Source organism: Ethanoligenens sp. (genome assembly GCF_047718355.1).
Taxonomy (GTDB): Bacteria; Bacillota; Clostridia; order Oscillospirales; family Ethanoligenentaceae; genus Ethanoligenens.
The window spans coordinates 1-1,022 of record NZ_JBDNLG010000101.1; the positions used below are offsets into that span (position 1 = coordinate 1).

At 47.6% G+C, this 1,022-nt stretch carries 1 pseudogene; it reads left to right on the forward strand.

What is annotated here, in order from left to right:
* Window positions 1-493: 493 nt before the first annotated feature.
* Window positions 494-1,022, forward strand: a pseudogene (locus tag ABF463_RS12480) (collagen-like protein); the annotation flags it as partial.

The window sequence follows — 1,022 nt, forward strand, 5'->3', positions numbered from 1 at the left end:
TTAAATTATCACAAACACCGCCTTCATTTTTTGGAGTAACACAATTTGATTCTTCAGTTTGTTTTCAATACTTTCTAATTGTTTTTCATAATTTCCCAATAATTGAATCTTAGTGAGATCATTTTGCTGCTTTTTCAATAGAATATACAGTAATAGAATCTTCTGACGAAATATTGATATCATTATCTGTAGAGGATAGTTTCAAGTCAGACGAGATATCTTGCTTGACAGAATTAGTTTCTATAACGGCACTTTTGCAAATAGAAATAGCTTGATCTATCTCCGAATTCTCTTGTGATCTATTGATTATACACTAAAATATTACAAAACTGAAAAGGACCGTGTATTTATCGGATTAATCACTCATTATATGGAGATGCAGTCCTGTTCGCCCACCTAGTTTTGCTGAAATCGGACGAAATCCCGATGCACACCTGCTGATTGAGCGCATATAATAAAGCAGGCTTGTACAATAAAGGAGTGAATTTCATCTATGTCTCTTCCAAGTTTTCCAGCTGTCAGCCCTCCCATCACGCGGGACGAAGCGGTCAACATGATTCTGGCTTCCATCGCGGCGGAGGAACTCGGTTTAAGTCATGTCATCAACGCCGAAGGCGAAAAACTGCAATATATCCTAGGAACCATTCCGGGAATCAGCGGTCCGGCCGCCACCGTCGGTGACGTTCTCCAGGCTAACGAGAGCGTCCGCGGTGTGCTCGATAGTGCCGTGCAGAACCAGATGTTTCTGAAATCAAAGATGGAACGAGCGCTTTTATCCTCTGTTCTCCAAGGGCCAACGGGAGCTACGGGAACAACAGGTGCAACCGGACCCGCAGGCGGTCCGACGGGAGCAACGGGAGCAACCGGAACAACCGGAGCAACCGGAGCAACCGGAGCGACTGGAGCAACCGGAGCAACGGGGGCAACCGGAGCAACCGGAACAACCGGAGCGACCGGAGCGGCCGGAGCGACTGGAGCGACCGGAGCGACTGGAGCGACCGGAACGACCGGAGCGACCGGAG